Origin of the sequence: Paenibacillus catalpae (genome assembly GCF_900112695.1) — a bacterium.
Classification (GTDB): Bacteria; Bacillota; Bacilli; order Paenibacillales; family Paenibacillaceae; genus Pristimantibacillus; species Pristimantibacillus catalpae.
The window spans coordinates 1-23,047 of sequence record NZ_FOMT01000002.1 but is presented as its reverse complement, the minus strand read 5'-3'; the positions used below and the strand labels follow the sequence as shown (position 1 = coordinate 23,047).

At 50.4% G+C, this 23,047-nt stretch carries 16 protein-coding genes, 11 tRNA genes and 1 rRNA gene; 2 read left to right on the top strand and 26 right to left on the bottom strand.

Features of this window, described 5'->3' with window-relative positions:
- Nucleotides 1-42: 42 nt before the first annotated feature.
- The 3 genes from BM200_RS07875 to BM200_RS07865 form a co-directional block, all read right to left on the bottom strand.
- Entirely contained in the window at nucleotides 43-1,692 is a 1,650-nt protein-coding gene (locus BM200_RS07875) for a response regulator (protein WP_245772945.1), read from the bottom strand.
- Nucleotides 1,692-3,500, bottom strand: a complete 1,809-nt coding sequence (locus BM200_RS07870; RefSeq protein WP_091183658.1) for a cache domain-containing sensor histidine kinase — start codon at nucleotides 3,498-3,500, stop codon at nucleotides 1,692-1,694. The genes BM200_RS07875 and BM200_RS07870 overlap by 1 nt, the downstream gene beginning before the upstream one ends.
- Before the next feature lie 63 nt (nucleotides 3,501-3,563).
- The gene (locus tag BM200_RS07865; RefSeq protein WP_091183655.1) at nucleotides 3,564-4,415 is read right to left on the bottom strand and encodes a helix-turn-helix transcriptional regulator; all 852 of its coding nucleotides are present in this window, start codon (nucleotides 4,413-4,415) and stop codon (nucleotides 3,564-3,566) included.
- Nucleotides 4,416-4,758: 343 nt separating this feature from the next.
- On the opposite strand from BM200_RS07865, the gene BM200_RS07860 reads away from it, so the two are divergent.
- Both BM200_RS07860 and BM200_RS30735 read left to right on the top strand, forming a co-directional pair.
- Complete coding sequence (locus BM200_RS07860; RefSeq protein ID WP_091183652.1) at nucleotides 4,759-5,274, top strand: MerR family transcriptional regulator; 516 nt, start codon at nucleotides 4,759-4,761, stop codon at nucleotides 5,272-5,274.
- A gap of 4 nt (nucleotides 5,275-5,278) precedes the next feature.
- A complete protein-coding gene (locus tag BM200_RS30735; protein WP_091183650.1) occupies nucleotides 5,279-6,193 on the top strand; it encodes an SRPBCC family protein in 915 nt (304 codons plus the stop codon).
- A 175-nt stretch (nucleotides 6,194-6,368) separates the two neighbouring features.
- Here BM200_RS30735 and glmS read toward each other — a convergent pair whose 3' ends face one another.
- The 23 genes from glmS to BM200_RS07740 all read right to left on the bottom strand — a co-directional run.
- Nucleotides 6,369-8,201: a glutamine--fructose-6-phosphate transaminase (isomerizing) gene (gene glmS / locus BM200_RS07850; protein WP_091183648.1), complete on the bottom strand. Its 1,833-nt coding sequence runs from the start codon at nucleotides 8,199-8,201 to the stop codon at nucleotides 6,369-6,371.
- Nucleotides 8,202-8,875: 674 nt separating this feature from the next.
- On the bottom strand, nucleotides 8,876-10,216 hold the full coding sequence (gene glmM, locus BM200_RS07845) for a phosphoglucosamine mutase (protein ID WP_091183646.1): 1,341 nt from the start codon (nucleotides 10,214-10,216) through the stop codon (nucleotides 8,876-8,878).
- A gap of 126 nt (nucleotides 10,217-10,342) precedes the next feature.
- On the bottom strand, nucleotides 10,343-11,809 hold the full coding sequence (locus BM200_RS07840) for a CdaR family protein (RefSeq protein ID WP_091183643.1): 1,467 nt from the start codon (nucleotides 11,807-11,809) through the stop codon (nucleotides 10,343-10,345).
- On the bottom strand, nucleotides 11,802-12,653 hold the full coding sequence (gene cdaA / locus BM200_RS07835) for a diadenylate cyclase CdaA (RefSeq protein WP_091183641.1): 852 nt from the start codon (nucleotides 12,651-12,653) through the stop codon (nucleotides 11,802-11,804). The genes BM200_RS07840 and cdaA overlap by 8 nt, the downstream gene beginning before the upstream one ends.
- A 251-nt stretch (nucleotides 12,654-12,904) precedes the next feature.
- Nucleotides 12,905-13,537 carry a zf-HC2 domain-containing protein gene (locus BM200_RS07830; RefSeq protein ID WP_091183639.1) on the bottom strand — a complete coding sequence of 211 codons (633 nt, stop codon included), beginning with the start codon at nucleotides 13,535-13,537 and terminating at the stop codon, nucleotides 12,905-12,907.
- 204 nt (nucleotides 13,538-13,741) lie between these two features.
- Nucleotides 13,742-14,308 (bottom strand): RNA polymerase sigma factor SigW, encoded by a 567-nt coding sequence (gene sigW / locus BM200_RS07825; RefSeq protein ID WP_091183636.1) that lies wholly within the window; start codon nucleotides 14,306-14,308, stop codon nucleotides 13,742-13,744.
- Nucleotides 14,309-14,408: 100 nt separating this feature from the next.
- Complete coding sequence (locus BM200_RS07820) at nucleotides 14,409-15,329, bottom strand: EamA family transporter (protein WP_091183633.1); 921 nt, start codon at nucleotides 15,327-15,329, stop codon at nucleotides 14,409-14,411.
- Between the two features lie 120 nt (nucleotides 15,330-15,449).
- Nucleotides 15,450-16,574, bottom strand: a complete 1,125-nt coding sequence (locus BM200_RS07815) for a S1C family serine protease (RefSeq protein ID WP_091183630.1) — start codon at nucleotides 16,572-16,574, stop codon at nucleotides 15,450-15,452.
- 194 nt (nucleotides 16,575-16,768) lie between these two features.
- Nucleotides 16,769-19,579: a phosphoenolpyruvate carboxylase gene (gene ppc, locus BM200_RS07810; RefSeq protein WP_091183628.1), complete on the bottom strand. Its 2,811-nt coding sequence runs from the start codon at nucleotides 19,577-19,579 to the stop codon at nucleotides 16,769-16,771.
- 185 nt (nucleotides 19,580-19,764) lie between these two features.
- Nucleotides 19,765-19,838 (bottom strand) — tRNA-Gly (locus BM200_RS07805).
- A gap of 9 nt (nucleotides 19,839-19,847) precedes the next feature.
- Nucleotides 19,848-19,924: transfer RNA gene (locus tag BM200_RS07800), tRNA-Pro, on the bottom strand.
- A 23-nt stretch (nucleotides 19,925-19,947) separates the two neighbouring features.
- A tRNA-Arg gene (locus BM200_RS07795) sits at nucleotides 19,948-20,024 on the bottom strand.
- Between the two features lie 6 nt (nucleotides 20,025-20,030).
- A tRNA-Gly gene (locus tag BM200_RS07790) sits at nucleotides 20,031-20,105 on the bottom strand.
- Nucleotides 20,106-20,266: 161 nt separating this feature from the next.
- A complete protein-coding gene (locus BM200_RS07785; protein ID WP_091183625.1) occupies nucleotides 20,267-21,118 on the bottom strand; it encodes an ABC transporter ATP-binding protein in 852 nt (283 codons plus the stop codon).
- 189 nt (nucleotides 21,119-21,307) lie between these two features.
- On the bottom strand, nucleotides 21,308-22,042 hold the full coding sequence (gene nfsA / locus BM200_RS07780; protein ID WP_091183623.1) for an oxygen-insensitive NADPH nitroreductase: 735 nt from the start codon (nucleotides 22,040-22,042) through the stop codon (nucleotides 21,308-21,310).
- A 91-nt stretch (nucleotides 22,043-22,133) separates the two neighbouring features.
- Nucleotides 22,134-22,216 (bottom strand) — tRNA-Leu (locus tag BM200_RS07775).
- A 24-nt stretch (nucleotides 22,217-22,240) separates the two neighbouring features.
- Nucleotides 22,241-22,313, bottom strand: a tRNA-Lys gene (locus tag BM200_RS07770).
- A 9-nt stretch (nucleotides 22,314-22,322) separates the two neighbouring features.
- A tRNA-Gln gene (locus tag BM200_RS07765) sits at nucleotides 22,323-22,397 on the bottom strand.
- Nucleotides 22,398-22,406: 9 nt separating this feature from the next.
- Nucleotides 22,407-22,482, bottom strand: a tRNA-Val gene (locus tag BM200_RS07760).
- A 35-nt stretch (nucleotides 22,483-22,517) separates the two neighbouring features.
- Nucleotides 22,518-22,592, bottom strand: a tRNA-Glu gene (locus tag BM200_RS07755).
- A 14-nt stretch (nucleotides 22,593-22,606) separates the two neighbouring features.
- Nucleotides 22,607-22,682 (bottom strand) — tRNA-Thr (locus tag BM200_RS07750).
- 3 nt (nucleotides 22,683-22,685) lie between these two features.
- Nucleotides 22,686-22,761, bottom strand: a tRNA-Asn gene (locus BM200_RS07745).
- A 97-nt stretch (nucleotides 22,762-22,858) separates the two neighbouring features.
- A 23S ribosomal RNA gene (locus tag BM200_RS07740) occupies nucleotides 22,859-23,047 on the bottom strand; the annotation flags it as partial.

Genomic DNA, 23,047 nt, shown 5'->3' with positions numbered 1-23,047 from the left:
TAAGATACAGCCGGTATCGCCGAGTTACACTTATATGACTATTTACTCCACATATTTTACGGAATCTTTTGCCGCTGCCTTTCCATCTCCGAGACTGTTCCAATACGCCTGCGGCGTCATGCCCGTCACTTCCTTGAACACCTTGAAGAAATAGTTGTGCGTGGAAAAGCCCACCTGGTCGCTGACCTGCTTGATGGTATATTGGCCGCTTTCCAGCAGCCTGCGCGCCGCGTCGACCCGTACCCGGTTCACGTATTCGGAGAACGTCGACTGCGTCTCCTCCTTGAAGATCCGGCTCAGGTATGACGCATTTAAGCCGATGAAGCCCGCGGCTAGCTCAAGCGTCACGATGCCGGAATACCGCTCCAGAATAAAACCGATGGCCTGCGATACATGACGGGAATAGCTGCCGGTCGCGTGATGCTCCTTAAGCAGGACCAGCAAGACGACATAGAATGACTGAAGCCACTTCTCCAGCTCGCCAACGCTTCCAAGGCGGTTAAGCTCGCCGCGCGATGGCAGGCGGTCCGCATCCTTCGTTGTCCCAAGCGGGGAACGGTTCCCTTTTTTTAACGCCTTATCTGCGATATGAAGCAGCTCGCTGACCGTCATCTGCACCGCGTGCGAATGCAAAGGAAGTCCGCGAAGCGGTTCGAATACCGAAGTGATCAGATGCTGCGCGCCTTGCCCGTCCAGCCTCTCGATGGCAAGCAGCAGCTGCTTCTGCTCTTCAATCGTAAGCGCAACGCGGCTCTCGCGCATGCCTTTTCCGCGCTCTGGATTCGGATGAGCGGCCTGTGAATTTGGGTCGAGCGCCCGCTCCGCGGAGGCGTAGCTTGCTCCAAGCTGCGACAGGCTGTTGCATACATGCCCAACCGCATAGATCGATTTTATATTCAAGTACATCTCTAGCGCGTGGCCAAGCTTGCTCATGCTCCTGGCCGCTTCCGTTGCGGCTGCGTGCTCGCTTCGCTCCCGTATGGCAAACACGACGACGATTCGCCCGTCCTCCACGTAAGCTGCCGTGCGCTCGCGTGCGTCTCCCAAGCTCTGCTGCATAAGCTCAACAACCTGCTGAACCAGCCGGTTCGTCTGCACATCGGTATTCGATTCCGTCAGCAGCAGGAAAGGAACGATCTGCAGGACCGCTGCCGCATACAAATCTGCCTGCAAGTACATGCCGTATCGCCTTATGCTACCTTCCAGCTCCCTTGCGGCTTCTGCCTTGCCTCTTGCGAGGTCAGCGATTTGGCTTCGGACCAACTCGGAACGGAAGAGGGACGATTCGTCTGCATTACCTGCGGCTTCGGAAGATTTGCCAGCCTGGACTGCTTTTTCAAGCATCGCCAGCAAAGTCTCCTTGTCCAGCCGGTGCTTCAGCAAATAATCTACCGCGCCGTTCTTCAGGCAGTCCCGGACGTAGTCGTAATCGTCATAGCTGCTGAGCATAATCGTCTGGACGGTGGGATACCGCTGCTTGATCATCCGGTTCAAATCCACGCCGTTCATTCCCGGCATGTTGACATCGAGGATAGCCACGTCGGGACGCTGTTCCCCAATCATGGCCAATGCCGTTTCCGCGCTTTGGGCCTCACCGCAGATCTCGAAGCCATTTTTGCGAAAATCCAATAAAGACCGCAGATCGTTGCGAACGAGCGGCTCGTCGTCTACCAATAACACGCGATACATCATTAGCTCACCTCTTGTCCGGCGCCTATCTGGGCCCGCAGATTGGGAAAACGAATTTCGACTTTCGTATACAAGCCGGGCTCACTATACAGCCTGATGCCGTATGGGGCTTCAAACGAACGGACGATTCTCTCATGCACGTTGCGCACGCCCATTCCGCTGAACCGGGAAGAGGTTGGCTTTGTACCCGGCCCGCCCAGCAATTGCTCCATCTGCTCCGGCGTCATTCCTTTGCCGTTGTCCGTCACCTCGATCATCAGATCGCGGTTGTCCTCGTATACCCGAATCGTGACGAAGCCGCCTTGGTCCCTCGAACCGATTCCGTGCAGAACGGCGTTCTCCACAATCGGCTGCAGCGTAAGCTTCAGCACACGGCTATCTAATAACGACGTATCTTCAATCTCTTCGTGAACAAGGATAGGCTCCATGTATTTGTATTTGACGATAGAGATATAGCTGCGCACGTAATCCAGCTCCTCCCTCACCGTCAAATATTCGTTGGAATTGCCCAGCACGCCCCTCATCAAATTGATTAATGAGCCGGATACCTCTTCTATGTTCGGTGTTCCGTTGAGCTTAGCCAAATATTTAATCGTATTAAGCGAATTGTATAGAAAATGAGGGCGTATTTGCGCCTGGAGCGCGGTCAGCTCGGCCTCCCGCTTCTCCTGTTCACTGATGTGTATCCCTTCGAATGACCGCTTCAGCTCTTCCACCATGCCAATAAACACGTGGTACAGCTGTCCCACCTCGTCCTTCGTTCTTATCTCCTTCTTCGGGAACGTCAAATTGCCGTCCTTCACCAGCATCATCATGGACTTCAGACGCCGGATATTAATCGTGATGCGCGACGACACCTGCAGCGAGCCAATGAGGACAACTAGCAGGACGATCGCCGAAGCTTCTATGATCAACTTCAGCAAACGGGCCGATTCGATGAGCAGTGAATCCGTAGGAATTAGCGCCAGCGTCGTCCAGCCCGTATGATCCGATTGCCGGCTGACCACGATATAGGACCTGCCGCCAACGACCTTCTCCTCCACATCGCCTTCAACCTTACCAAGCTTCGCAAATTTCCGATTCATGTCGACGATTCGCTGCTCGGAAGGCGCAAAACTTGGCGTGTGGTCCGATCGGTACACAAATTCGTCCTGCTGATCAAGCACATACAGCATGCTGTCGGCGGTTGGCCTCACGCCGTATGTCTTGCGGATAAAGTCGTAATTCAGATCGACCATGACTATGCCTATCGTCTGGCGATCGTACCGAATTTCGCGGCCTACCGTAATTGTCTCCGTGACGCCCGTCTGCTTCAGATAAGCATGGCGGGAGCCGTTGCGCAGCATGAAATCCATCATCGGAGTTTCTAGAATGCTTTTATCCAGCCACGGCCCTCCGGTGAAAAACACCTTTCCGTTTAAACCAACAACGGCAATCCTCGCAATATAAGGCTTGTTTGCAACCAGGGATGACAGAAATTCCTCTATTCGCTTCTGCTCCTGGAACCACTCGAAGCTTATTTCCTCCGAAGAGCTTAGGAGCGTGTCGATGACGGTGTTTTTGTTCGTAACGACAACCGTATTAAGCCGATCGATCTCCTCAAGCATAATGTTCAGGGACTCGTCGGCTTGACGGATACTGTCCGACACCGAGGTCACCGCATTGGACTTGATCGTCTCCCGCATATTAAAGTAGACAATGACGGAAATAGAAACGATGGAGAGAAGCGCGACGAGACTGAACGCCAGAAAAATTTTGCCTTGAATACTCAAGCTGGGCGATACCCACCGCCTCATTGTGGACAGCTTCATTTCGGTCAACTCCTTTGCGGAGATAAAATGCAATCGCTTACATGAAAAGTGTGCCTGAACAGGCTAAGCCTTTGCCTTTCTTAAAGCCAGAGGAGATTCTTTAAAGTAGACTTTGAAGGCACGGGTGAAGGTATACAGATTCGGATAACCAAGCGACAGCCCGATCTCCGTTACCGATGCAGCGGTCTCGATTAAGAGGCGCCTCGCCTTCTCCATCCGAACCTTCTGCATATATTTCATCGGGGGCATCCCCATCTCCACGGTGAACACTTGAGTGAAATAAGAACGGTGTACGCCCGCAAAGTCAGCGGCCTGCTGGACGGTAATCCCTTCGGACGCATGCAGCTCCATATACTCCGCGCATTTATGAATCCAGCTCGCAAGCTCAGGATCCTGCGTTGGTTCATTCGGCATCAAGGCCGCAAGCAGCCCGCACAGATGCCCTTGCAGCTCCAGTGCCTCCGCCGGCCGCCAGCGCTGAACCCGCTCCAGCGCATCGATAGCTTGGTCCGCGGCTGCTTCAGCCCGCGAAGATACGGCGCCTCTGCGGAATGGCTCTTCCTCCGTAAGCCCTGCCAGCAGAAGCAGCGGCCTTACCCTCTCACCGTCAATGGCCAGCCAGCGCATCTCAAGCGGGCGTTCTGCCGGAAGCATGTCGTAATGATACGTCCGATCAGGGAACAGGACGAAGAGGTCTCCCCTCGCAAGCTCGACCTGCCTCCCCTCATATTCCAGGCGCAGCCCGCCCTCCCGCACGAAATGAATGCTGTAGCACTCGATCCGTTTGGGTCCAACCTTGTAATGAGGCTTGGCCAGGCATCTTCCCGCCCGGACCGGCCACAGCCCGCACGCCTTGTCCAGCTCCCCTGGCCTGTAGTAGATAAAGTCCGCATATTCGTAATCGTATTCCCGCATGTTCGTTACCGCCTTCACATTCAACTAACAAAATGACAATAGCAATGATAATAACCATTTCGCCACTTGTATGTATAAAATAGGAATCTTCTTAAGCATATTATGTTATCTTGATTTCGTAAACCTAACAAATTGATATTTTATAGAGTCACCCGAGTCATAGACTGCCGTTGTCATTGAAACGTTCTTATCTGTTTGCGGAACTTTTGAATGTTGTTTACTTCTGCAAGGTTCTTTTTATTTTTCAAAAAAATGTGAACAAATCGCTTGCACCTTACGTAACGTAAGGTTTTATAATGAGGCTACCAGCATTCGAGCCAGCGACATAGAACGGAGATGATCAATGAAACGATATTTGAAGGTTGGGGATCTGGCCAAGCTGACGGGGCTAACGGTGCGCACGTTACGCTTCTATGACCAGATTGGGCTGCTCTCGCCGTCGGCTGCCACGGAATCGGGACACCGGCTCTACGGCGACGAGGATTTATCGCGACTCTATCGAATTGTATCGCTGAAGGAATTGGGCCTGTCACTCGACGAAGTGAAGGCGGCGCTGACGGGCCGCGGAATTGACCCGCTCGAGGTCGTCGGCATGCAGATCGAGCGAGTGCAAGAGCAAATACGGCGGCAGCAGAAGCTGCTGGATCAACTAAGGCACGTGTCTAAGTTGATGAAAGGAAAGGAGCAGGTGTCGGTAGATGATTTCACCACGCTGCTACAAGCGATGAAGAACGACTACGAGAAGCCGATCCTGAATCGTCAACAAAGTTGGGAGCAACGTTTTGGCCTGCTGGGGATGTTCTTAGCGGGCGGGGATGAGAAAACAAACCATAAAAAAGAAGAAAACAAGGAGGATTAAGATCATGAAAGAAAAATTTGTAAACCATGGAACATTCGTAATTGAAAAAACGTATCCGGCATCCAGGAAGCAGGTGTACGAAGCAATGGCTGACGCCGAAGCCAAAGCACGTTGGTTCACGAAGCCGGAAGTGTTCGAATTCCGGGTAGGCGGACGGGAATTCAGCAGCGGCGAAGCACCGGACGGCGGATTGTTCACGTTCGACGCTACTTATCAGGAGATCGTTCCGCTCGAGCGGATTGTTTATACGTACGTGATGGACTTTAACGGCTTGCGATTCTCGGTGTCCATTACTACGATTGAGCTTGCAGACGCGGATGGCGGCACGAAGCTGACCTTCACGGAGCAAGGTACCTTCTTCGATGGGCTCGATGCGGTGGAGAATCGGGAACACGGGTCGAGGGAGCTGCTAGAGCTGCTGGGCAATTCGCTTGCTCAGATTGGAGAATCCGTTGCGGGGGAGGACAATGCCGATCTGGCTCCCGGTGAATTGGAGTTTGTCCATACGCGTTTGTACGACTCCCCAAGGGAAGAGGTTTACCGGGCATGGGCGCAACCGGAGCTTCTGGCGCAGTGGTGGGGGCCTAACGGCTTCACGAGCACGTTCCGCGAATTCGACTTCCGAGAAGGCGGCTTCTGGCGCTTTACCTTTCACGGACCGGACGGCAAGGTTTATCCGAACGAGAACAAGTTTATTGAGATCGAGTCGGGGAAACGTATCGTACTAGAACATCAAGGCGCTCCTGAGTTCCGGTTGACGGCGACATTTACCGATAACGCTGATCGGACTCGTGTGATATTCCGTCAACAGTTCAAAGACAAGAAAATATTCGAGCAAGTAAAATCATATTGCCCAGACTCCAACGAGCAGAACCTGGATCGTCTTCAGGCTGTGCTAGATGGACAGCGCGTAAAGTAACGGTGTGGAAGCATGCCGCTTAAACAGCATCGGCCTAAGAACGTTGGAGCGTTCTTAGGCCGATTTTGGGTCGTGGTATTTAGTCTAATACACTTTATTTCCGAGTCTAACACTTTATTTTTCAGTCTAAATCTTTATTTTCTACTGACAATACTTTTCAGATAACAAAAACTTCCTACTCCACAGTCACGCTCTTCGCGAGGTTACGCGGTTTATCTACATCATGGCCAAGTGCCAGCGATGCGTAGTAGGAGATCAGCTGCAGCGGTACAACGGACAGAGCCGGTGTAAGAAGCGGCAATGTTTTCGGGATAGCGAACAATTCGTCAACCGATTTGCCAACCTCAACTTCGCTGCCTGCATTCGCAAGACCCAATACATGAGCGCCGCGCGCTTTTACTTCCTTAATGTTGCTCAGCGTTTTCTCATACAGCTCTTCTTGGGTTACCAATGCGATAACCGGAATGCCGTCTTCGATCAGCGCCAGCGTACCATGCTTCAACTCACCAGCTGCATAAGCCTCGGAGTGAATGTAAGAGATTTCTTTCAGCTTCAGCGAGCCTTCTTGTGCGACTGCATAGTCCACGCCGCGGCCGATGAAGAACAGGCTCTTATGATGGGAGATCGACTCGGCTACTTGCTTCAGCACAGGTGCGTTCTCAAGAATGCTCTCTACTTGCTCGGGAAGCTCGTTCATAGCGGCGATGATGCCGGCAACCGTCGCTTCGTCTTTCGTACCCAAAATGCCGGCCAGGTGCAGACCAAACAGGTAGAATACGATCAGCTGCGAAGTGTAAGCTTTCGTCGATGCTACCGCGATCTCAGGACCCGCCAAAGTGACGAGTACGTCATCCGCTTCACGGGCAACCGAGCTGCCTACAACGTTAGTGATCGCCAGAACGCGCGCACCGTTGCGTTTTGCTTCACGAAGGGCTGCCAGCGTATCCGCTGTTTCGCCCGATTGGCTTACAACGATTACGAGTGTATCCGGCGTAATGATTGGCGAACGGTAACGGTATTCGGACGCTACATCCGTCTCAACCGGGATGCGCGCGAGCGATTCAATGACCGTTTTACCAACCATACCTGCATGGTATGCCGTACCGCAAGCGACGATATGCACTTTGCGGATCGTCTTCACATAGTCTTCCGTCATCTTCAGCTCTTGCAGGTTTACGGACTTGCCATCTTCCGCAATGCGGCCCAGCATGGTGTCGCGGTAAGCCTTTGGCTGCTCGTAAATCTCTTTCAGCATAAAATGATCAAATCCGGCTTTCTCTGCTGTCACAAGATCCCAATCGACATGGTATATTTCCTTGGAAATAAATTCGCCCTCTGTCGTCATCAGTTCGACACCATTACGTGTCAATACAGCCATTTCGCCGTCGTTCAAGATGTATACATTTCGAGTATGCTCCAAAATCGCCGGAATATCCGAACCGATAAAGTTCTCGCCTTCGCCAACACCGATAACAAGCGGGCTTGCAAAACGAACCGCAACCAGACGCTCTGGTTCAAATTCCGTCAATACGCCCAGCGCAAATGCGCCGCGCATACGTTTTACAGCGCGTTGTACCGCTTCGACAATGTTGCCGTCGTATTCGTCAGCAACCAGATGCGAGATAACCTCCGTGTCAGTCTCCGACACAAAACGATGGCCTTTCGCAGTCAGCTCATCTTTCAGATCCAGGTAGTTTTCGACAATGCCGTTATGCACGACCGAGAACTTCGCCGAGTTATCTGTATGAGGATGCGAGTTTACGTCCGATGGCTTGCCATGAGTTGCCCAACGTGTATGACCGATACCCACCGAACCTTGCAGCGGCTCATCACGCAGTTTATCCTCCAGCACAGCCAGACGGCCTTTAGATTTCTTGATTTCCAGACCGTTCGTTGTGAATACCGCAATACCGGCGGAGTCATAACCCCGGTATTCCAGCTTCTTCAACCCTTCGATCAAAATATCCTGAGAATCACGTTTACCAATATATCCTACAATACCACACATATATAAAGACCTCCGATAATAATAGTTGTCTCCCAACTATGACTCGGCTGCCAGCCTATATGCGGCACAGGCGTTATTTCCCCTACTGCCCGTGCCGACCTCTCAGGCGGCACCATAGACATACGGGAGCATGTTTTTTTAAAACCTCGAAATATAACTTATAATAAGTGCAGCCTGCCGAACGTTTGTGAGATCGGTCGCCCAATCCTTTTGCGTATCGGCTTTCGGTTGGCTTTGCAATAACCGGAAGGTCCCCGCCGAATAATTCGAACACCTTCACCTCGTCAGCTTCCCGTATGATCCCTTATGCCTCTTACTCCATAAGGCGAATCATCACGCAAGCTCTGGCGCTTATGAAACGTTAATCTAACCTCTATCCTCGCTTTCCTGCTGGAATCATACTTTCTATCATATTCACTTTCGACCGGTTTCGCAACCTGAACTTTAGGCGCAGGACGAACAACGCCCGTATTTTCTCCTAGGAATATACGCCTTCTCGTCCGAATTGCCCAAGCCCGGCCTTACATTTGTCCCGATTTTCAAAGCAAATGAATTCCCTTACATTACCTATATATTCATTGGCCTAGCCGTAAATGTAAAAGTCTCCACGGAATCGTGGAGACTTTTACGTTTGTCGGCATCGGTTCCTGCTTAAGGCTTAAGGCCGCTAACGTTTAGCCTAATTGCTCTTTCACCACATGAACGATTCGAGCCACATAGTCTTCAATTTGATCTTTTTCCGGGCCTTCCGCCATAACGCGGATCAAAGATTCCGTGCCGGATGGGCGAACAAGCACGCGGCCGTTATCGCCAAGTTCCTGCTCCACTTGCTCAACGGCGCTCGCGATTGCAGCATTTCCTGCGTACAGGCTCTTGTCTTCTACGCGAACGTTGACCAGCACCTGCGGATACTTGCTCATCAGGTTTTTCAGCTCGCTCAGCTTACGGCCCGACGCCACAAGTGTGTCCACCAGCTGCAAGGCGGTTAAGATACCGTCACCGGTTGTATTGTAGTCGAGGAAAATAACATGACCGGACTGCTCGCCGCCGAGGTTAAAGCCGCCGCGACGCATTTCTTCCATCACGTAGCGGTCGCCTACGGCAGTTTGAGCCGTGTTCAGGCCAATGCGCTGCGTCGCTTTGAAGAAGCCGATGTTCGCCATAACGGTAGTAACTACCGTGTCGTTTTTCAGCTTGCCAGCCCGCTTCATTGCATCGCCGCAGATGCACAGGATATAGTCGCCGTCAACTTCCTCGCCTTTGTCGTCAATCGCGATCAGACGGTCAGCATCGCCGTCGAACGAAAGGCCCAGATCCGCGCCATGCGTCAATACCTGCTCGCGCAAATATTCTGGATGCGTCGAACCAACGCCCGCATTTATGTTGCGGCCGTCAGGCTCAGCGCCAACCGTAATAATCTCCGCGCCAAGTTCGCGGAACACTTTAGGCGCCAGCTCGTAAGCCGAGCCGTGCGCGCAGTCGAGGACGATTTTCAGGCCGCCGAAATCGCCTTTTATGGTTGTTTTCAGGTATTCCAAATAACGGTATTTCGCGTCATCGTCATTCAGTACGGAACCGATATCGCCGCCGATTGGACGAGGAAGCTCATCTGCTGCCGCATCAATCAGACGTTCGATCTCAAGCTCTGTCTCATCGGACAGCTTGAAGCCGTCACCGCCAAAGAACTTAATGCCGTTATCTTGAACTGGATTATGCGAAGCCGAGATCATAACGCCCGCATCCGCTTTAAGTTCACGCGTAATGTAGGCTACTGCCGGTGTCGACACAACGCCAAGACGAATCACGCTTGCGCCTATCGACAGAAGCCCGGCAATAAGCGCCGCCTCCAGCATCGGACCCGAGATCCGTGTATCCAGGCCGATAACAACCTTAGGCTTATCCGCCTGGCCTGTTAAGACATAACCGCCGCAGCGGCCGATTTTATAAGCAAGCTCCGGAGTCAGCTCAAGATTAGCAACTCCGCGCACTCCATCCGTACCAAAATATTTCCCCATATTATCTCATGCCCCTTTTGTCGTTAAATCTGCTGCTGTGTATGATCTATTCCTAATCCTACTCGATCTGAGGCAGCTTTTGAACTACTTTTCATTACCTCTTTTCCCGCTTCCAAGTACAGCCTGTTATTGGCTGGTATCCGGTTCGGCATCGCCGTCTGCTCCTGTTGACGGATCCGGATTCGAGCCGTTATTGGAACCGGTATTTGTGCCTGAATCAGCACCATTGCCGGCATCGGTATTCGAGCCCGGATCCGTAGAAGGCGGCGGCGAATGACTAGGAGAGCCTTCCGGTTGGCCTCCAGCAGGAACATCCTCGCTTCCGCTGCCTTCATCCGCGTTGTTCCCGCTGGTTGCATTTTTGTCCGTGATGTCGAGCGTTACAGTGAATTTCTGAGACCTATCGGCCAGATCAATAAATCGCGGCAGCTTTACAAGAAGCGTAAAGGTTGCCCGTCCAATCTTGGCCTCGCTCAGATCCGCTACCAGACGCACATCATCGTTCTGGAGAGCTGCAAGCATATTAGGCGCACCACGGACCGCTATAGAGATGTGTCCGTCTTCCGGATCTTTGAAAGCCGCTGCCAGCCCTTCCGGCAGGTCCTTCAGGATTACACTCCGGTCAAGCGTTAATGTCTGAGAAGTAACCACTGTGACCTCTATGTCTATTTCTGACGGCTCGACCATCTTCACATCGCCAACCGCATTGACCTTTGCTTTTACCGTGCCGGATTCCTTAATCTTGGATAGGTCAATCGTAACGCCGCCGGTGTATGTTTCCATTGAATCCAGCAGCTTCTGGTCGCCGTAAACGGCTACTTTATCAATATCCGCCTTCACTGAGCTAATACTCAGACCATCTGGCAGACTTCCCGTGAACCCAATCTGCAGCGGCATCGTCTTCAGCGGCGGAGTAACGGGCACTTCCACTTCTACGGTAGAAGGACGGATGATTGCATGCTCCATCGCTTCGCCTTCCGTATCATACACAACGATTTGCGATTTCTTATTGACGACGGTCTTCTCGGCGCCCTCAATATCAATGGTTGTGCGTACCGCCCCGACAAGAGCCATCTCGTCCTTCGGCAGCGTTATGTTCACAGTTGTGCCTGATTTCACCGTTGGTGTTCCCGCTATATAACCATTCGCAGGAGTCCCATCCGTTGCGACCCCAAGATCAAACGTCTTCGTCTCGATCTCTACAATATCGACAGTAGCCGATCGCGGAGACATTTCAATCAAACTGATGCCTTTTGGCAAATCATACGTCAGCGGCACGACATGCTCGCCAGCCGTTACATGGCTTAAATCCAGATGCACGACATAATCTTCATCCTTCAAGGTCAAGAGACTGGCACGGCGCCCTTCTACAACAAGCCGGACGACGGTTGGTTCAACATTTACGAGTGCATATTTCGTTTCATCCAGACCTGTCGGGATTACAGACGCAGCTTCAATGACCTTGGTATCCAAATTCGAAGTAACGGTGGCCGGCGTCGATTCCGGATCGAAATGGACCACCGCCCACAAAAGCAAAGCGATCGCGACAGAGAGAATTTTGAGCATCGTCGGATGACTTAACCACTTATCCATCGCGGCCTCCTTTCCGCTTCCAGAAGGAGAACGGGAACGAAGAAACGGTTGCCCGCTCCTTGCTGTTCGTCTGCTTTGGCGTCAGCTCCTCGAACAGCTTGGAAATAAGCGATTCTTCCTTAATATCGCGTACAATCATTCCGTTAATCGCCAGAGAGACTTGTCCGGTCTCCTCCGATACGATCACCGCTACAGCGTCACTAACCTCGCTCACCCCGATAGCGGCACGATGGCGGGTACCCAGCTCCTTGCTGATAAACGGGTTTTCCGAGAGCGGCAAATAACAGCCGGCGGCCATAATATGATTGCCCCGGATAATAACCGCCCCGTCATGGAGCGGAGTATTAGGTGTGAAAATATTAATGAGCAGCTCCGATGTAATCCGCGATTCCATCTGAATCCCGGATTCAATCAGCTCGCTAACTCCCGTATTGCGTTCAAAGACGATCAATGCCCCAACGCTTCGCTGAGCCATATGCTGAACAGCCTTCATGACACTTTCGATCTGTTCGGCAACGATATCCCGCTCCAGCGATGATGTACGAGCAAACAGCTTTCCGCGCCCTAACTGCTCGAGCGCACGCCGAAGCTCCGGTTGAAAAATAATAAGTACGGACACGACGCCAAACGTAAACATCTGGTTCATCAGCCATTTCAGCGTATACAGATTAAACCAGGTGCTGATCGCCCAGGTTCCGACCAGAACCAGTATCCCTTTTAATAGCTGGACAGCTCTGGTGCCCCTAACGAGCAAAATCAGTTTATAGATGATATAACTAACAATGCCGACATCAATGATGTCTTTAATCCAGCCATTCCAAGTTAAATCATTGAAGTAATTCATAGATCAACCCCCAAATTGCCGACGACACTCATCTTTAAAATATAAGAAGGTATATGATTTCTCTATACTGTGCTTATATTTCACCCTCGAAACGTATGGTGCTCCTACTACATGCTTTTTGCAGCAATTCTTTCAGGCGCAGCCGTTTACGCTTGTTTGGATTCAACTTTATTATTTTCTAGAAATGCTATTGGAAACCCTTTTTTTCAGAAAAAAAATAACTGCCTCTCTGCAAGAGAGGCAGTTTCGTCCTAATTAGCCAATCCGCTGAACGTTTCCGTCACTTTGTACCAGAACCAGTCAAGCGCCTGATCGATGGTTCGGCTTTGTCCCGTGATGTAACCGGTTGATGCAAGATTCAGGCTGCCGTCGATGACTGTAACGTTGCCATCTACTTCACCCTTCACATCAGCCGTTCCATTTTCAACAACCAAATTGCCCTTTACATGAGCGCCTTCGGGAACCGTAACCGTGTTTCCATTAATGACAACCTGCTGCAGATCTTCACCGGATACAACCAGCTTCGAATCCTGATCCCATGTTGTAGCGAAACTGCCGAGCATAACAAGGACAAACAATGCGGCAGCAGTAAGGCCCGGATACTTGTAAATGTACCGCAGCAAGCCGCGACGTTCTTTTGTTATTGCCGGTTTCGGCAGTTGAGCCATAATACGGTCAGTCAACGCTGATTTATCATAATCCGGAACAGAAACGCTGTGCTCAATTGTACCCAGCATTATCGCTTCTGTCTTCTCCAGCTGTTCAAAGCGGGCTAGGCAAGCGGGACATGAGTGCAAATGAGTTTGTAATTCTCGCGCATCTTCACGCGGCAGATCGCCGTCTAAATAATCATGCATCCATACAACCGCGACGTTGCAGTTCATAGCAGCCAGTCCTTTCTTTCGTTTGCTCGCGCATAAGCTCTTCACATTTATAGAGTACGTACAGCTCGCATCAGATGTTTCACTTTTTTTGAGCTATAACAAAAGTATAGGCCTTCCCTATACAAGGCTAATTGTTCGCCGACAAAAACGTATGCTTACCTCTTAAGCATAGACCAAAGAACGGTGCAGCCGTTTACGCTTATCCTACAGCTTATGCTCCAGCTTTTTCCGCAAAAACTCCCTGCCGCGGTGAACACGCGTCTTGATCGTCGTCACCGGCATATCAAGTACATCGCTAATCTCCTGCAGAGACATCTCCTGAATATAGCGAAGCATCATTATGGTCTTGTATTTCGGAGGCAGTGAATCAATCGAATCATGAATAATGCGCTGGGTTTCCGACAGCAGAAGCTCCGACTCCGGCGTACGGTCATCGCTTGGAATCATCGAGTAGCCGTCCAGCCCTTCATGATCCGTGGACTCGGCGTCCAGCGAATAGGACGGCTTCCGCTTTCTCAGCCGGTCGATGCAAAGATTCGTCGCGATCCGGTAAATCCACGTGGAGAATTTAAGCGACTCATCGTATCGCTCCAGATTTTTATAGACGCGCAGAAAGGTTTCCTGAACGACGTCTTCCGCCTCCTGGCGGTTATATAACATTCGGTAGGCCATATGGAACAGCTTGTCCTGATACAGTCCTACAAGCTCAGCAAATGCCCGCTGGTCGCCTTTCAACGCTAACCGGGCGAGACGGGCTTCCAATACATTCACTTTTTGTCCTCCTACAAAGAATTATCACGTGCTTTTTGTGATAATTCTTACTTCGTAAGCATGATCCTAAAGAATTATCACGTGCTTTTTGTGATAATTCTTACTTCGTAAGCATGATCCGCCCATGGCGCGCACCGTACTCAGCAAGCACAATGCCGCCCAGAATGAGCACGATACCCGCTATACCGCTAACGGATATCGGCTCCCCAAGAATAAGCCAGGCACTGACAACCGCGAAGGGCAGCTCCATCGCTCCAAGCATGGAAGCCAGCCCGCTTCCGACCCGCGGAATACCGGCATTAAATAAGACAGACGGCAGAACCTGCCCGAGCAGGCCCAAAACAAATCCCCAACCAATGAGTCCCCACTCTTGATCCGGACCGCCATCAAATGCTTTATAGCCATATAAGACCGCAATAACAAGAAATCCAAAAGACATCATAATAGCCGACTTAAAGACGGGATCATAATCAGGCGCTGCTCTGCCCGTCAGAAACAGAAATAGGCTGTAGGTTACCGCCGAAGCAAGTCCAAACCCTACACCGGCCCAATCGATGTCTGCCAGCTTATTCTGGAACAGTCCAGCAGCCAGTACCGTTCCTGCCATGGCCATGGCTATGGCGATCCATTGCCATCTTGTTGGCCACTTCCGGTTCCACAAACTTTCTAGCAAAATCGTAATCCACATGAACTGAAAAAGCAAGACAATTGAGAAAGAAGCATGCAGCTTCTCTAACGTTTGATTATAGAAGACCGTCGTCATACTCAGGCCGCAAATACCGATTAACGCTAACGCCGTCCAATGTCTGAAGCTGAAAGTCAGCCTGCTCCATGAGCGTGGCCTGATCAGAATAAGAATCCACAGCAGCGCTGCGCCCATTCCTACCTGATGGACCGTAATTTGCTGAAAGGTATAACCGTTATTATAAGATAACTTTAGTACCGGCGACATAATGCCGTAGCATGCCGCAGCGATAATAACCATTATAACCGCTGTCCAATAGCCAGATGAAGTTTTCATCGTACAAAAAATCCCCCATTCACATCTGGTCTATTATATCGGTACTTCCGCCACAAAAGCAAAGCGAAGAAGCACATAGGCTTCTTCGCTCCCTAACCTTCTATAATTAAAATAAGTGCATTATACGCTGCGGCCCAGCAATTGCTTTAATGTTTCCTGAATCGTGCTTGTCGGAATAGCGAAACCGATACCTTGTGCCTCCGCATTTACAGCTGTATTAATCCCGATCACTTCGCCTTTCGCATTCAAGAGCGGTCCGCCGGAGTTGCCCGGATTAATCGAAGCGTCGGTCTGCAGCAGATGTTCATATTGATGCTCGCTGCCATCTTCTTCACTAATTGTAATCGGACGTTCCTTCGCGCTGAGCACACCAACCGTCATAGTATGATCAAATCCGTACGGGTTGCCAATCGCAATCACCCAATCGCCGATAGCCGTCTGGTCCGAGTCTCCAATCGCCAAGGTTGGGAATGCCTCTGTTCCGGTAATTTTCAGTACAGCCAAATCCTGATCCGCATTCTCTCCTACAACCTCTGCAACAAATGACTCATCGTAGCCTTCCACTTGAACCTTCACCTGAGCCGCGCCTGCAACAACATGGTCATTGGTTAGAATATAGCCGGATGATTCGAAAAAGAACCCTGTCCCCGTTCCACTCAGTTGCAGCTGAGAGCTGTCTGTCGAATCAGATTGGCCGCTCTCGCTTTGAGCCTGCGGTACTTCACCAAATCCCTGCCAGCCGCCTCTTCCTCCAAAACCTCTTCCGCCGCTTTGAACCGGCTCCGTGTAGTTCTCAATCTTCACGACAGCAGGGGAGGCTGCTTTATAGACATCCGCGATAGAAGCATCTACGCTTGCCGAAGCGGTTTTGACACCTGCATCTTGCTGTGCCGTATTACTAGCCAGGGTTGTGGCTGCCGAAGCCTGCTCATTACCGGTAAAAAGGTTCGTCCGGTCCGACGCATACATGAAGCCGCTGATTACCACCGCGCCAACGAGGAAAGCGGCTACCATTGCTTTTGCCTGCGATTTCTTTCCTTGTTTCCTGCCGCCACGGCCGGATCCTCCATAAGAGCCGTCCGTACCTTCCATCAGCTGCAATTGATTCTCGTAAGCCTCACGAAGGCTGTTTGCCGATCGGTTAGGACCATAAGTATAAGTGTAAGGCTTATGTTCCGCGGCAGATTCTGTCTTATCTGTATCATTGAAGTTAACGTGGTTATTTTCAAATTCGTTGTTATTCATTGTAATCGCTCCTTTGTCATTACAATCGCATTTGCAATTGATGTCGCTTGCTTGATTACTATGATGAGGGTTGTACCTTAAATCAAACTTAAGCGGATTTTAAAGGAGGATAAATAATAGTCTTCTATCCAAACAAAAAAACCGGGCAATCCGGCTTAGAGAAAGCCGAATTGCCCGGTTATATGGACTTGCTGTTAGCCCGTGTTTCTCAGACCCGCAGCAATTCCGTTAATAGTAAGAAGAACTTCGCGGAGCAGCTCAGGATCATCTTCATCCTTCGCACGCAGTTCTCTCAGCTCTGTCAGTAGTTGAACTTGCATGTAGCTGAGCGGATCAACGTACGGATTACGCAGACGAATCGATTCCTGAATTACTGGTACGTTGTCCAGAATCTCATCTTGTCCTGTAATGCTCAGAATCATATCCGAAGTCAGCTTATACTCGTTCTCGATTTGTGTGAAGATACGGTCACGAATCGTGCTGTCGGAGATCATATCCGCATATTCCTTCGCAATCGTCAAATCTGCTTTAGCCAAAGCCATTTGCAGGTTGTCGATCAGCGAGCGGAAGAACGGGAATTTCTCGTACATCGTCTTCAAGGTTGCCAGACGCTGTTCATCATCACCCGCGTATTGCTTAAGCGCTGTACCTGCCGCATACCATGCTGGCAGTAAGTAACGGCTTTGCGTCCAAGCGAATACCCAAGGAATCGCACGCAGATCTTCAAAGCGGTCGCTGTTCTTCCGTTTCGATGGACGGGAACCGATGTTCAGTTCGCCAACCTCCGGAAGCGGAGTAGACTCTTTGAAGTAAGTCAGGAAGTCCGGATCACGGAAGATCAGATCCTGATACTTGTTCAATGCAGTCTCGGAAATGGAACGAGAAATCTCTTCCCACTCTTTCAGCACGGCATCATCTTGTGCTTGCGGATATTTCGCAAGACGTGCCGCTGTAATAAGCGCCCATGTTGCTTGCTCAAGGCTGCGGTATGCGATGCCTTGCATCGAATAACGCGAAGACAATACTTCGCCTTGTTCCGTAATCTTGATGCCGCCGCCAACAGTATGTGGCGGTTGTGCCAGAATACTGCGGTTAAGCGGCATGCCGCCACGGCCAAGTGCGCCGCCGCGTCCATGGAAGAACTTCAGCTTTACGCCGTATTCGCTGGCAGTTGCAGTAATATCATTAAGTGCTACGCGCAGCTCCCAGTTCGCTGTTACCGCGCCGCCGTCTTTGTTGCTATCGGAGTAACCAAGCATGATTTCATGCAGGTCGCCTCTTGCTGCAACAGCTTGACGATAGATCGGCAGTTCGAAGAGCAGCTTCATAATGCCAGGGGCAGCATGAAGGTCATCAATGGTCTCGAAGAGAGGTACCGATTGCAGCGTACAACGAACGCTGCCGTCTGCTTCCTTACGGAACAGGCCAACCTCTTTTGCGAATACCATAACCTCCAGCATGTCGCTTGCGCCTTGCGTCATACTAATCAGATAAGTCGAAATACAATCCGGTCCAAACTCCTGCTGAGCTTTGTATACGGTGTGATAAACGTCCAGACATTCACGTGTCGACGCCGAGTAATCAAGGTGCGACGAAGTAAGCGGACGAGGATCCTCCAGCAATTTGCCGAGCAATTCAATTTTCTCTTCTTCCGAAAGAGAACCGTAGTTTGGAACAACGTTCATCTTCGCCAAAACTTCAGCCATCGCATTCTCATGCTCTTGGCTGTGTTGACGGATATCAAGCGCGAGCATATGGAAGCCAAACAGCTCAACTTGGCGTACCAGCTTGCCAATATGCGTATCCGCTACATAATCAGCAAAATGTCCACGCAAGCTGCGGTCAATAATGTGCAGATCTTCAAGCAGTTCACTAGCGCTGTTATAACGCATTGGCGAGCCTTTGAGCGACTCGTCACGCGTATTCGCCAGCTTCTCAAGCATAAAGCCCAGCTTGATGCGATATGGCTCTTTCGCATTGCGCCACAGGTCGATGCACTTGAGCTCAACATGCTCACGGTCTTTCTTAATGGAGTTAATCAGCTCTTCCGATACTTGTACCAGGTTCGTGCTAAAGCTCAGAATGCTGACAAGCTCATGTAATTTTTCTTCATATTTCTTAATAGCAAGCTGGCGGTTCAGCGTCAGCGTCTCCCATGTTACCTTCGCCGTTACGGAAGGGTTCCCGTCGCGGTCTCCGCCGATCCATGAGCCAAAACGCAGGTAGCTTGGTACATGCCAGGACTCGCCCGGATAATATTTAGTAAGATTGCGTTCCAATTCTTCATATACGTTAGGAAGTACTTCAAACAAGGTTTCGTCGAAATAATACAACCCGTTGCGCACTTCATCAATAACAGTTGGCTTACGGTCACGAAGCTCATCGGTTTGCCACAGAATAAGCACTTCATTCAGCAGCTTGTCCCGAAGGATCTCGCGCTCACGGTAAGTCAGAGTCGGATTATCAAGCTCCATTACATCTTCAGCAATCCGCTGATGAATATCAAGCACGGCACGACGCGTCGCTTCCGTTGGATGCGCAGTCATCACGAGCTCGAGTGAAATGTTGCTCAAGATTTCTTGAACACCTTCAATATCGATATTGCGCTCTTTCAAATCGGAAATGGCGCTCTCAATGGAACCTCGTTGTACACTTTCCCCTGCGGAACGCTCGTAATCACGTTTGCGGCGAATACGATGATTCTGCTCTGCAATGTTGACCAATTGGAAATAGATCGCAAATGCACGGATCACCTGATGGCGAATTTCGGGACTTAATGATGCAATTGTCGTCTTAAACTGTTCAAAAAGCTCAGGCACAAATTCTGCGCGTAACGCTTTACTTGTCTCACGAATTTGCTCGACGATATCCAGCAGTTCGCGGCCGCCTTGATGGACGAGCACTTCCCCAAGTATGTTGCCTAGGAAACGGACGTCTCTGCGCAGCAAATTGTTAGCCTGCGGCCGGTGTTGTGCCGATATAGTCGATGTTACTTGGTCCGACATACTGATCCTCCTGTACTTTAACGCATTTTCAACTTCCTATCATCATACTACAAAATGACGCTCGGTTGAAGCCCGAAGCGCCCACTTTCTTTAAACAACGCAGGAAAGGCAGCCCCCGCGGGGACTGCCAATATAAGGATTTAAAATATAAAAACTCCTTCCGAAGAAGGAGATTGTTTGAGTTCTGGAGCGGGTGATGGGAATCGAACCCACGCTATTAGCTTGGAAGGCTAAAGTTCTACCATTGAACTACACCCGCGTATTAAACTGGTCGGGATGACACGATTTGAACATGCGACCCCCTGGTCCCAAACCAGGTGCTCTACCAAGCTGAGCTACATCCCGACAATAAGTATTTTGATGAAGAATGGCGCGGCCTAAGAGATTCGAACTCCTGACCTTTTGATTCGTAGTCAAACGCTCTATCCAGCTGAGCTAAGGCCGCACATTATGGAGCGGAAGACGGGAATCGAACCCGCGACCCTCGCCTTGGCAAGGCGATGCTCTACCGCTGAGCCACTTCCGCATGCTGCTTTCTTCAACATCGTCCGCTTCGTTTATCATCGCGGCGACAAGTAATAATATATCACCTTCGAAAACAAAATGCAACTACTTTATAAAAGTTTTTTTAAGATGTGATTTAAAAAGGAAAAGCCGCGCTTTTTCAAGCACGGCTTTACGATGTTTTTATGCTCCTGCAGCGGTTAATATACGTTCAGGCTGCGAGTTAACCAACACTTTATCAGCAGCCGATTCACCAGCCAGTGCATAAGGCAAGCATAGCGGTACTCCTGTACGCGGATCAGGAACGATGTCGGCCTCGATATTAAATACCTCACGCAAAATATCCGGTGTCATTACTTCAGCAGGCGTTCCTTCCCCTACCACAGTACCCTTCTTAATCGCAACCATATGATGTGCGTAACGGGAAGCATGATTCAAATCATGTACGACCATTACGACCGTACGATTGTTCAGCTCATTAAGCTTCTGAAGCAAATGTAGAACTTCAAGCTGATGGGCCATATCCAGGAACGTTGTTGGTTCATCAAGGAACAAAATATCCGTCTCTTGCGCAAGTGCCATTGCAATCCATGCACGCTGACGTTGACCACCTGACAATTGATCTACGGGACGGTCGGAGAATTCACCCATGCCAGTCGCTTCAATCGCCCATTGAATTATACGGCGGTCTTCTTTAGTCAACGAGCCAAAGCCCTTCTGATAAGGGAAACGGCCATATGATACAAGCTCGGCAACCGTCAAGCCGTCCGGAGCTGTCGGATTCTGCGGCAAAATCGCAAGCTGTTTCGCCACTTCTTTCGTAGATTGTTTATGAATCGATCTACCGTCCAGCAGTACACTGCCACTAGATGGATGCATCAACCGAGCCATCGTCTTCAGAATGGTCGATTTACCAGATCCATTAGAACCGACAAGGGCTGTTATTTTACCTTGAGGGATAGCAATATTTAAATTTTGAACGATGAGTCGATCATCATAAGCAATGTCCAGATTCGAAGTCGCAAGACGAATCATTTGACCTGCACGCTCCTTCCGATGCCCGTAAGGCAGATCGTTTCAATTATTATGCGCACGCAGCGCATCCGTGATAACAATTATCAATTAACTAGGTATAATGATAATCGTTCTCAGATGCAATGTCAATGACAGAAATGTGATACTTGTCCATATATCCCTTCCGCTGTCCCTCAGTGCCAAGCCAGTTTACTCGAGCTTAAACCCTTGCTTCTGTAAAAAGGAGCGCATATGAATGCGTACCGGCCCTGCTTTGCCCGCCATAGCCTGTGACCATGTTGTATCGGCCTTTCCATTCGATCTGGCTTTCATATAAGCACTTAACGTCTCATCATAAGCATCAATAGCTGAACTTAAGTTGTCGAGCTTATAAGTATTCTCGAAATAAACTGCGCTTCGGGGCAAGCGCGGCCGGTCAAGCGGAGCTTGATCAGGAACGCCTATACACATTCCAAAGACCGGGTACACATGCTGAGGCAGCTGCAGCAGCTCCGATACGCGTTGCGGTTGATTACGAATGCCGCCGATATACACGATGCCCAGCCCAAGAGACTCCGCTGCGACAGCCGCATTCTGTGCCGCTAAAGATGCATCCACGGTACCGATAATGAAATTTTCCGTTGTGCTTGGCATCTCTCCTTCATAATGTCGACCTGCTGCTTGTTCCCAGCGGTATAGATCCGCACACCAGACCAGGAAAACAGGGCTCTCTTCTACATAAACCTGGTTGCCTGCCAGCTTGGCCAGCTCGCTGCGTAGAGCTTTATCCGTAATGCCAATAACCGAATAAGCCTGCATATTGCTTGATGTGGAGGCTTGCTGTGCGGCTGCTAAAATGGCGTCCAATTGTTCGGCTGTCACCGGATCCTTCGTAAACTTGCGAATCGATCGATGCTGTTGTAGTAAAGTAATTGTATCATTCATCTTGGACAACTCCTTTGTAGATAAGTTATATGGCTACAATGTAGCACAAAAAAACCTTCAGGACATCTCCTGAAGGTTTGGACGTTAAGTATGGTGCGCGTAGAGGGACTTGAACCCCCACGGTCGCCCGCCAGATCCTAAGTCTGGTGCGTCTGCCAATTCCGCCATACGCGCATGGGTGAAACTTAGTAAAGAAAGTGAGCCATGAAGGACTCGAACCTTCGACACCCTGATTAAAAGTCAGGTGCTCTACCAACTGAGCTAATGGCTCTAATTAAAATGGCTGGGGATCAAGGATTCGAACCTTGGAATGACGGAGTCAAAGTCCGTTGCCTTACCGCTTGGCTAATCCCCAAAGCTGTAATGGTGGAGGCTGAGGGGATCGAACCCCCGACCCTCTGCTTGTAAGGCAGATGCTCTCCCAGCTGAGCTAAGCCTCCACAGGCAATTTTTTTCCACCAACATAAGAAAAATATGGTGACCCGTAGGGGATTCGAACCCCTGTTACCTCCGTGAAAGGGAGGTGTCTTAACCCCTTGACCAACGGGCCTTGCAAAATTCTTCTGGAGCTCTCAACCGGGATCGAACCGGTGACCTCATCCTTACCATGGATGCACTCTACCTACTGAGCTATGAGAGCAAATGGCTCCCCGAACAGGACTCGAACCTGTGACAACTCGATTAACAGTCGAGTGCTCTACCAACTGAGCTATCAGGGAATATATTCAAAGCTTGCGCTTTGAAAACTGGATGCGAAAGTTTGAATTCCTTAAGTTCAAAGCCTATGCTTTCGAAGTACTACTACTTCGTATTTATTAGGATAAGCCCTCGACCGATTAGTATTCGTCAGCTCCACACATTGCTGTGCTTCCACCCCGAACCTATCAACCTCGTCGTCTTCAAGGGGTCTTACTAATTGGGAAATCTCATCTTGAGGGGGGCTTCACGCTTAGATGCTTTCAGCGCTTATCCCGTCCGTACTTGGCTACCCAGCGGTGCTCCTGG